This is a genomic window from Pseudomonas sp. PA-4-8C (assembly GCF_021606625.1).
Taxonomy (GTDB): Bacteria; Pseudomonadota; Gammaproteobacteria; order Pseudomonadales; family Pseudomonadaceae; genus Aquipseudomonas; species Aquipseudomonas lactis.
Window position 1 is genome coordinate 1 of record NZ_WKCD01000218.1, and the last position, 9,632, is coordinate 9,632.

Here is a 9,632-nt window from a genome sequence, read left to right on the forward strand (position 1 = left end):
CCATGAACCTCACCCGTCTGCGCGCCGACGCCCTGGCCGGCCTCACCACGTCTTTCGCCTTGCTGCCCGAATGCATCGCCTTTGCGCTGGTGGCCCATCTCAACCCGCTGATGGGCCTCTACGGCGCCTTCATCATTTGCACCCTCACCGCGTTGTTCGGCGGCCGCCCGGGCATGGTCTCGGGCGCGGCCGGCTCCATGGCGGTGGTGATCGTCGCGCTGGTGGTGCAGCACGGCGTGGAGTATTTGCTGGCGACGGTGTTGCTCGGCGGGTTGATCATGGTCGCTTTCGGCCTGCTGCGCCTGGGCAAGCTGGTGCGCATGGTGCCGCATTCGGTGATGCTCGGCTTCGTCAACGGCCTGGCGATCATCATTGCGCTGGCGCAACTGGAGCATTTCAAGAGCGGTGAAACCTGGCTCAGCGGCACGCCGCTGTACGTGATGGCCGGGCTGGTGGCGGCGACCATGGCCATTGTGTACCTGTTGCCCCGCCTGACCCGTGCCGTGCCGCCCGCGCTGGTGGCGATTCTGGGGGTGGGCCTGGCGGTGTACCTGCTTGGTTTGCCGACCCGTACCTTGGGGGATATGGCGCACATTGCCGGTGGCTTGCCGACCTTCGCGCTGCCGCAGATCCCCTGGACCCTGGAAACCCTTGGCATCATCGCGCCCTACGCGGTTTTGATGGCGATGGTCGGCCTGTTGGAAACCCTGCTGACCCTCAACCTCACCGACGAAATCACCGAGACCCGTGGTTATCCTGACCGCGAAAGCGTGGCCCTGGGCGCGGCGAATATGGTCTCGGGCCTGTTCGGCGGCATGGGCGGTTGCGCGATGATCGGGCAAACCGTGATCAACCTCAGCTCCGGCGGGCGTGGGCGTTTCTCCGGGGTGTTTGCCGGGGTGATGATTCTGTTGTTCATTCTGTTTCTGTCGCCACTGATCGAGCGGATTCCGCTGGCGGCGTTGGTGGGCGTGATGTTCGTGGTGTCGCAACAGACCTTCGCCTGGGCGTCGTTGCGGGTGATCAACAAGGTGCCGCTCAATGATGTGCTGGTGATTATGGCGGTGACGATCATCACCGTGTTCACCGACCTGGCCACCGCCGTGCTGTGCGGTATCGTCATCGCCGCGCTGAACTTCGCCTGGCAGCAGGCGCGGGAACTGTACGCTGATGAACATCTGGAGGCCGATGGCAGCAAGCTCTATCGGCTGCACGGCACGTTGTTCTTCGCCTCGACCACGCCGTTTTTGAATCAGTTCGACCCAGCCAACGACCCGGCCCAGGTTACGCTGGATTGCCGTCACCTGAGCTTTGTCGACTATTCGGCAATTGCCGCGCTGATGACCCTGCGCGAGCACTACACCAAGGCCGGCAAGCACCTGCGGGTGCTGCATTTATCCGAGCGCTGCAAAAAGCTGCTCAAGCGCGCCAAGGTTCATCACGACTGAACCTTTACCTCTGTAGGAGCAAGGGGGACGCCTAGTTCTTGCTCGCGAAAATCGTCAACGATAACGCGGGCGTTCTGATGCTCTGCGGTGCTCTCGGGTTTTTCGCGAGCAAGCTCGCTCCTACAGGGGGCAAGGTCGCGATTACGGGCCGACCAGGTCTTCCAGCTCCTGGGCACGGGTTTGGGTCATGTCCAGCACGCAGCCTGTGCCATTGACCTGATCAATCGTGCCGCCGGTGGCGCTGCCTGCGAAGGCGCAATTGGCGTCGCGGTATTTGATCCACAGGCGCTGCACGTCTTGCAGTTGTTGTTTGCGCACGCCTTCCTGGGCGGCGAGGGCGGTCTTGTAGGCGCGGTTCAGGCGCTCGTCCTGCACCTTGGTTTGCTTGGCGTTGCAATTGACCATGTCTGCGGTGGTATTGGCGCTGTCCATGCATTTTTTCAAGGCAGGGTTGTCGGCGGCATAAGCGCTGCCGCACAAGAGCAGGACGCTGGCGGCAATTGTGGTGCGAATCATGAGCGGTTTCCTGGGCAGTGGATGCGCAGTCTATGACTCAAGGGCGGCGTTTGAGTTTCCGCCTTCTCTGATCTTCATGTAAGAACACCCCTCGAATTTTCATCCGTTAACGTCGGGCATATCCCCAAGCGACAGCGCTTATCCGTGGGCGAAAATTACTTTCATAAAAATTGAAAATCCTCCTCGGGAATGATTTATGAGTTTCACAACCTATTCGACGTGACCCTTTCCGAGGAGTACCGCATGGCCGCATTACCGGGCTTCGGGCTGTTGGCATACGCTGCCATCGCCATCATTGCATTGATCGTGCTGATTGCACGCTACCGACTCAATCCCTTTATCGTGATTACCCTGGTGTCCATCGGCCTGGCGCTGATGGCCGGGATGCCAGCGGACACCATCATGGGTTCGTACGAGGCGGGTGTCGGCAAGACCCTGGGGCATATCGCCCTGGTGGTGGCGCTGGGCACCATGCTCGGCAAGATGATGGCCGAGTCGGGCGGCGCCGAGCAGGTGGCGCGCACGCTGATCAACCGCTTCGGTGAGCGCAATGCCCACTGGGCGATGGTGTGTATTGCATTCCTGGTGGGGCTGCCGCTGTTTTTCGAAGTCGGCTTTGTGTTGCTGGTGCCGATTGCCTTTACCGTGGCGCGGCGCGTGGGCGTGTCGATCCTGATGGTCGGGCTGCCGATGGTCGCCGGCCTGTCGGTGGTGCATGCGTTGGTGCCGCCGCACCCGGCGGCAATGATGGCGGTGCTCGCCTATAACGCCTCGGTCGGGCAGACGGTGCTGTATGCGATCCTGATTGGCATCCCCACGGCGATCATTGCCGGGCCCGTCTACGCCAAATTCATCGTGCCGCACATTCACTTGCCAGCGGAAAACCCGCTGGAGCGCCAGTTTATCGAGCGTGAACCGCGTACGCGCCTGCCCAGTTTTGCGCTGACCATGGGCACTATCCTGTTGCCGGTGGTGTTGATGATGATCGGCGGCTGGGCCAACGTGATTTCCACGCCGGGCAGCGGGTTCAACCAGTTCCTGTTGTTTATCGGTAACTCGGTGATCGCCCTGTTGGTGGCGACCCTGGTGAGCTTCTGGACCTTGGGCCTGGCCCAGGGCTTTAACCGCGAGTCGATCCTCAAGTTCACTAACGAATGCCTGGCGCCGACCGCCAGCATCACCTTGCTGGTGGGCGCGGGAGGCGGGTTGAACCGCATCCTGGTGGATGCCGGGGTCACCCATGAAATCCTCGGCCTGGCCCATGCGTTCCAGTTGTCGCCGCTGGTGATGGGCTGGTTGTTCGCCGCGTTGATGCGCGTTGCTACCGGCTCGGCCACGGTGGCCATGACCACCGCGTCCGGGGTAGTCGCGCCGGTCGCCTTGGGCCTGGGTTATCCACACCCTGAATTGCTGGTGCTGGCGACCGGTGCAGGCTCGGTGATCTTTTCCCACGTGAACGACGGCGGCTTCTGGCTGATCAAGGAATACTTCAATATGACGGTTATCCAGACCTTCAAGACCTGGACCGTACTGGAGACCTTGATTTCGCTGGTCGCCTTCGGCCTGACCTACGGTCTGTCCCTTGTTTTATGAGCCTGTAACCCGGAGCCCCCATGGACATCCTCTATCAGATCCGCGCCCGCCAGGACGCTTTCAGTGCCGGCGAAGGGCGTATCGCCAAGCTGATGCTTGAGGATGTGGGCTTTGCCGCCTCCGCCAGCCTGGAGGAACTGTCGCAACGGGCTGAGGTAAGTACCGCCACCTTGTCACGCTTCGCCCGCAGTGTCGGCTGCCGTGACTTGCGCGATTTGCGCCTGCAATTGGCCCAGGCCAGCGGCGTGGGCAGCCGCTTCCTGGACCCGGCGGGCAAGCCTGAACAGTCAGCGTTTCATCGGCAGATTCTGGGGGATATCGAGGCGACGTTGCGTCAGCATCTGTCGGGTTTCAACCAGCGCAGTTTTGGCGATGCGGTCAAGCTGTTGGGCAAGGCGCGGATGATCCATGCGTTCGGCATGGGCGGGCCGTCGAGCCTGTGCAGCGATGAGTTGCAGGTGCGCCTGGTGCGGCTGGGTTATCCGATTGCCGCCAGCCATGACCCGGTGATGATGCGTGTCACGGCGGCGACCCTGGGGCCCGAACATGCCGTCATTGTCTGCTCGCTCACGGGCCTGACCCCTGAACTACTTGAAGTGGTGACGCTGGCGCGCAACTACGACGCGCGGATCATTGCCATCACCCTTGCCGATTCGCCCCTGGCGCAGTTGGCAGATGTGTTGCTGCCGCTGCAACCGGCGGAAACCAGTTTTATCTACAAGCCCACCGCAGCCCGCTACGGCATGCTGCTGGCCATCGACCTGCTCGCCACTGAGCTGGCGCTGGCACTGCCGGACGACAACCAGGAACGCCTGCGCCGGATCAAACTGGCCCTGGACGATTACCGCGGCGGCCCTGGCAGCCTGCCGCTTGGAGACTGATATGAAGTACGACACGTTGATTCGCCAGGCGCTGATCATCGATGGCAGTAACACCCCAGGGTATGTCGCCGATGTGGGCGTGCACGCAGGGCGCATCCGCACGATTGGCGACTTGTCCACAGCCCAGGCCGAGCAGGTCATCGACGCCCATGGCCGAGTATTGGCGCCGGGCTTTATCGACGTGCACACCCACGATGACACGGTGGTGATCCGCCAGCCGCAGATGCTGCCCAAGCTCAGCCAGGGCGTGACCACGGTGATTGTCGGCAACTGTGGCATCAGCGCCGCGCCGGTCAGTTTGCGCAGCGACCCGCCAGACCCGATGAACTTGCTGGGCAGCCGCGAAGCGTTCTCTTATCCACGGTTTGCCGACTACCGCGCCGCGGTGCAACGAGCCTGCCCGGCGGTGAACGTCGCCGCGTTGATCGGCCACACGGCGCTGCGCAGCAACCATATGGACGACCTGCACCGCACCGCCACACCCTATGAAATCGCGGCCATGCGCGTGCAGTTGCAGGAAAGCCTGGAGGCCGGTGCCCTGGGTTTATCCACAGGCCTGGCCTACGCCAGCGCGTTCAACGCCGAGACCGATGAAGTGCTGCAACTCACCCAAGAGTTGACGGCCTACGGCGCGGTCTACACCACTCACCTGCGCAGCGAGTTCGAACCGGTGCTGGAGGCGATGGATGAAGCGTTCTTGATCGGCCGAGAGGCGAGGGTGCCGGTGATCATTTCCCATCTTAAATGCGCCGGCGCCGGTAATTGGGGGCGCAGCCCACAGCTGTTAGCGGCCTTGGAAGCGGCGGCCAAAGATCATCCGGTGGGCTGTGATTGCTATCCTTATGCAGCCAGCTCCTCGACTCTGGACCTCAAGCAAGTGACCGACGCGTTTCGCATCACCATTACCTGGTCGACACCGCACCCGCACATGGGCGGGCGCGATTTGCAGGACATCGCCGCCGAGTGGGGCGTTTCGCTGATGGAGGCCGCCCGCCGTTTGCAACCTGCGGGCGCTGTGTACTACGGCATGGATGAGGCGGATGTACGGCGCATTCTTGCGCACCCGTTATCGATGGTGGGGTCGGATGGGTTGCCCGAAGACCCGTTTCCTCACCCGCGCTTGTGGGGCGCCTTCCCACGGGTGCTGGGGCATTTCAGCCGGGATGTCGGCTTGTTCCCGTTGCACACGGCGGTGCACAAGATGACCGGCTTGTCGGCGGCGCGCTTTGGGCTGGCCGAGCGTGGTGAGATCCGTGAAGGGCACTGGGCCGACCTGGTGTTATTCGACCCGCAGCGGGTGCGGGATGTGGCTGATTTCAAGGCACCCCAGCGCGCCGCTGAAGGGATTGAGGGGGTGTGGGTCAATGGCGTATTGAGCTATCGCGAGGGGCAGGCCAACGGTGAGAGAGCAGGCCGGTTCCTGGCGCGCAACGGGGATTTGCGTGGCGGGTTTTCGTCTCTATAGTTGGGGTTCTTTTAGATGGAGCTGTTGCCATGCACTTAGGAAAAGTCACCCCCATCCTGCGGATTTTCGACGAGGCCAAGGCGTTGGAGTTCTACGTCGATTTTCTGGGGTTCAAGGTTGATTGGCAGCATCGCTTCGAGGCGAATTTCCCTTTGTACCTGCAAGTGTCGCTGGGGGAGTGTGTGCTGCATTTGTCCGAGCATCATGGCGATGCTTCGCCAGGGGCGGCCGTGCGGATCCAGGCCCAAGGGGTCGACGTGTATCAGCAGCAGTTGCTGGGCAAAGCGTACCGTTATGCCAAGCCAGGGGTTGAAGATACGCCTTGGGGGACGCGGGAAATGAGCATCCGCGATCCGTTTGGGAATCGGCTGGTGTTTGTCGAGGACAGCGAGGGCTGAGTGGCAAATGGCAGGCAATAAAAAACCGCCTTAGTAGGGCGGTTTTTTATTGCAAACCCAGTGAGTGGCTGGGGTTTGCTATCTCAAAGGACGCATTGACCCGCACGTGGATACTACCGCCGGTCACGTCTTCACGCAACACGGAACGATGGCCGGCATGGATACTTTAGGCATCTTTCTCTTGCCTGACTTGATTGCAAAAGCTTGCAATGAATCTATCGGGCGATACTGGATATTTGACCACTGTTGGACACACCTTAGACGGGAATGTTGGTTAGGATCTTCCCCGTTCTGCGTTTGTCGCTTTTGGGTGGGCCGGGTATGCGCGCGAATTCTGGACCGACCGCCACGGGCTAGTAATCCGTGCCGGATTGATGCGGAAGGACCACTGGCCCGGCCACCTCAAAGGACGCATTGACCCGCGTCCAAAGGCTCACGTGTTCCGGTAAGTGCGCTGGAGGTAAGGCCCAACTCAAGGAGGGCCGAGTATGTCTAAGTTTGCACGACGTACGTGGAACCTCGTAGTGAATGCTCTACGTGTTTATCACGTGTGGACATTCCTGCGGGACAGCTTTGATGACCTGTAAGGTCTGAGAAGTGGAGCCGCCTCGGCTTAAATTGAGGCGGCTTTTTTGGTTTTTTAAACCCGGAAATGACTGACCATCTGCTGCAACTGGCTACCCAACCGTGCCAGCTCCACACTCGACTTGGCCGTCTCATCACTGGCAGTCGCGGTCTGCTCGGACACGTCCCGCACATTCACGATACTGCGGCTGATCTCTTCCGCCACCGCGCTCTGCTGTTCGGCGGCTGCGGCAATCTGCTGGTTCATCGACTGGATATTCGACACCGTGCGGGTGATGCTTTCCAGGGACACACCCGCCTTGCGCGTCAGCGCGACGCTGCTGTCGGTGAGGCTGCGGCTGTTGTTCATCACGTTGGCCACTTGTTGGGTACCGTTCTGCAAACCGGCTACGAGGTCTTCGATTTCTTCGGTGGACTTCTGTGTACGCTGCGCCAGGCCACGCACTTCGTCGGCGACCACGGCAAAGCCTCGACCGGCTTCCCCGGCACGCGCAGCTTCAATGGCGGCGTTAAGTGCCAGCAAGTTGGTCTGTTCGGCCACGGCCTTGATCACGTCCATCACGCTGCCGATCTTGTTGCTCTCTTGTTGCAGGTGCGTCATGGCGTCGGTGGAGCGCGCCACTTCGGCCGCCAGGCGTTCGATCTGGGCGATGGCTTCAGCCACCACTTTATCGCCTTCGCGGGCCTGGCCGTCAGCGTCGGAAGCGGCTTGGGAGGCCTGCTCGGCATTGCGCGCAACTTCTTGCACAGTGGCGGTCATTTCATGCATGGCGGTAGCGACCTGGTCGGTCTCGATCTTCTGGCTGTTCACGCCGGCGCTGGTCTGCTCGGTCACCGCTGACAACTCTTCGGCGGCGCTGGCGATCTGAGTGACGCCGTCGCGAATGCCGCTGATCAGCTCGCGCAAAGTGGTGCCCATGCGCTGGATGCCTTGCTGCAACACACCCAGTTCGTCACGACGGGTCACCTGGATGTTGTGGCTCAGGTCGCCCGAAGCGATGCGTTCCACTACGGCCAGCGTCTCCTGGATCGGACGGGTGATCTGGCGCGTGATTACCCACGCGGCAATCACGCCGACCAACAGTGCCAGCAAGGTGCTGATCAACTGGAGGCTACGGGCCTGGGTGCTTTCAGCGTCGCGACGTTCCAGTTGGATGTCGTACAGCTTGTCGCTGATTGTCACGATGTCGGCGCCCTGGGTAGTCATTTCGGCACGGGCGGTGACGATATTGGCGTTGGCCGCCTTGTAGCTCTGCACCGCACTGCGATAGGCGCCAAGCGCGGTTTCCAGTGCGGACAATGCGCTTTGCTGACCGGCACCGAAGGCAACGCTGAGGCCTTTCAAACCGGCGACAGCTTTTTCCAGCTGTGTAGCAGCGCGGGCTTCGGTTTCTGCGTTGGGGCTATTGGTATAGCCGCGCACCTCGTAGCGAGCCTGCAGGAATTCGTTCTTGGCCTGGGTCACGGCCAGGAACTGCGTGAAGCGCTCCGGGCTGTCGGGTGACTGCTGCACACTGGTTTCCAGCGCATTGATCTGTGCGTTGGCGATGTCTGCCTTGGCGCCCATGACGTCGCGCGCAGCATTGCCATTGCGATAGGCCTCGCGCATTTTGTTCAGGGACTGGCGGTAAGCGGTAATGACAGCTTTCTGCTCATTGAGCAGCTTGAGGTTTTCCGGGCTCTTGAAGCTGTCCAGCAATTTCTGTTGTTGAGCTGCGAAGGCATCCAGGCTGGTCTGCACATTCTGCGCCACGGCTTCGTCGCCATTGGCCAGCATGTATTGCAGGCGTACGATCCGCAGCTTGGTCAGCGAGGCGTTGAGCTGGGTGATGTCGCTCATCCAGTTGCTGCGGTCGATCAGGCCGCCCAGGCTGGTCCAGCCGGTGAGCGCCAGGATCGAGGTGAGGACCAGCACCAGGCCAAAGCCCAGGCCGAGTTTGAGATTGACGCTGATGTTACCGAACCAGCTGTTCATCGAAAGCTCCTTGAAGAGTGATGTCTGTCTGCTGGACGGTGTGTTGTTGTTTGAGCCAGCCAAGATGTGTAGGGCTGTATCGGCGGCAAAGGATGATTCTGAAGTACTTTTCTTGCGGGGTGACGAAGGGGCGCCATTACCGTGCCGCAATGGCGATCCGATGCGCTCAGGACTCCGCCGTGTTGGGCACCACGGTAAGCCTGAGGCAGGAGGCGGCGGCGTGGCTCAGGTGCACCCTATTGTGGGCAACCCGAGGGTGGCTGGCTTGGCCTGAAGGCTCGCCGCTGTTGGGGTTGACGTCAAAGCGCGGGAAGTTGCTGCTGGCGATATCCAGGCGCAACCGATGGCCGCGCTTGAACAGGTTGCAGGTGGCGAAAGGTTCGATCAGCACCTTGACCCGTTCGCCGGGCTTCAGGGCCGTCGGCTGTTCCCATGAGTCGCGATAACGGCAGCGGCGGATGCCGTCGGTGATGTTCATCGCAAAGCCCTCGGGGTAGTCGGCGCTGGGCGGGTACACGTCCACCAGCTTGGCGGTGAAGTCGGTGTCGGGAGCATCGCTGTCGATCCACAGCTCGATCTGCACGTCACCGGCGACGATCAGGTCGTCGTCCAGAGGCTCGGTCTGGAACACCAGAACGTCATCGCGCTGAGCCAGGGGGCGGTTATCCCCTTGGGTGCCGAAAAAGTCGGGACGCTCCCGTTGGTCGAAGGCCCCGCCAACAAACACAGGGGCGCCGGAGGTCAGCGCGCCGCCGATGGTCGGGACCGGGT

The 9,632-nt window shown here is 61.5% G+C and carries 8 protein-coding genes and 1 pseudogene; 5 read left to right on the forward strand and 4 right to left on the reverse strand.

Features of this window, described 5'->3' with window-relative positions; translation table 11 throughout:
* Positions 1–2: 2 nt before the first annotated feature.
* Positions 3–1,448: a SulP family inorganic anion transporter gene (locus GIW04_RS23180; RefSeq protein WP_120248528.1), complete on the forward strand. Its 1,446-nt coding sequence runs from the start codon at positions 3–5 to the stop codon at positions 1,446–1,448.
* Positions 1,449–1,589: 141 nt separating this feature from the next.
* Here the strand turns inward: GIW04_RS23180 and GIW04_RS23190 are convergent, their stop codons facing one another.
* Complete coding sequence (locus GIW04_RS23190) at positions 1,590–1,964, reverse strand: lysozyme inhibitor LprI family protein (protein ID WP_120248530.1); 375 nt, start codon at positions 1,962–1,964, stop codon at positions 1,590–1,592.
* A 189-nt stretch (positions 1,965–2,153) separates the two neighbouring features.
* Between GIW04_RS23190 and GIW04_RS23195 the strand changes: the two genes are divergently transcribed.
* The 4 genes from GIW04_RS23195 to GIW04_RS23210 are packed head-to-tail and all read left to right on the forward strand — an operon-like array spanning position 2,154 to position 6,301.
* On the forward strand, positions 2,154–3,557 hold the full coding sequence (locus GIW04_RS23195) for a GntT/GntP/DsdX family permease (protein WP_057710546.1): 1,404 nt from the start codon (positions 2,154–2,156) through the stop codon (positions 3,555–3,557).
* A gap of 20 nt (positions 3,558–3,577) precedes the next feature.
* Entirely contained in the window at positions 3,578–4,438 is an 861-nt protein-coding gene (locus GIW04_RS23200; protein ID WP_034133656.1) for a MurR/RpiR family transcriptional regulator, read from the forward strand.
* Position 4,439: 1 nt separating this feature from the next.
* Positions 4,440–5,903, forward strand: a complete 1,464-nt coding sequence (locus GIW04_RS23205) for an N-acyl-D-amino-acid deacylase family protein (protein WP_120248531.1) — start codon at positions 4,440–4,442, stop codon at positions 5,901–5,903.
* Between the two features lie 29 nt (positions 5,904–5,932).
* Positions 5,933–6,301 (forward strand): glyoxalase superfamily protein, encoded by a 369-nt coding sequence (locus GIW04_RS23210; RefSeq protein WP_057710544.1) that lies wholly within the window; start codon positions 5,933–5,935, stop codon positions 6,299–6,301.
* Between the two features lie 640 nt (positions 6,302–6,941).
* Here GIW04_RS23210 and GIW04_RS31550 read toward each other — a convergent pair.
* From GIW04_RS31550 to GIW04_RS23220, 3 genes and pseudogenes are all read right to left on the reverse strand, one after another.
* Positions 6,942–7,805: a methyl-accepting chemotaxis protein gene (locus GIW04_RS31550; protein ID WP_413469049.1), complete on the reverse strand. Its 864-nt coding sequence runs from the start codon at positions 7,803–7,805 to the stop codon at positions 6,942–6,944.
* A gap of 39 nt (positions 7,806–7,844) precedes the next feature.
* A pseudogene (locus GIW04_RS31555) lies at positions 7,845–8,861 on the reverse strand (methyl-accepting chemotaxis protein); the annotation flags it as partial.
* A gap of 166 nt (positions 8,862–9,027) precedes the next feature.
* Positions 9,028–9,632: CocE/NonD family hydrolase (locus GIW04_RS23220; RefSeq protein WP_236479225.1), on the reverse strand; the 605-nt coding region annotated here is incomplete at its 5' end.

Coding starts and splice junctions, on each gene's coding strand:
- GIW04_RS23180 (WP_120248528.1), top strand. CDS start 3: ATGAACCTCACCCGTCTGCGCGCCGACGCCCTGGCCGGCCTCACCACG.
- GIW04_RS23190 (WP_120248530.1), bottom strand. CDS start 1,964: ATGATTCGCACCACAATTGCCGCCAGCGTCCTGCTCTTGTGCGGCAGC.
- GIW04_RS23195 (WP_057710546.1), top strand. CDS start 2,154: ATGATTTATGAGTTTCACAACCTATTCGACGTGACCCTTTCCGAGGAG.
- GIW04_RS23200 (WP_034133656.1), top strand. CDS start 3,578: ATGGACATCCTCTATCAGATCCGCGCCCGCCAGGACGCTTTCAGTGCC.
- GIW04_RS23205 (WP_120248531.1), top strand. CDS start 4,440: ATGAAGTACGACACGTTGATTCGCCAGGCGCTGATCATCGATGGCAGT.
- GIW04_RS23210 (WP_057710544.1), top strand. CDS start 5,933: ATGCACTTAGGAAAAGTCACCCCCATCCTGCGGATTTTCGACGAGGCC.
- GIW04_RS31550 (WP_413469049.1), bottom strand. CDS start 7,805: ATGGGCACCACTTTGCGCGAGCTGATCAGCGGCATTCGCGACGGCGTC.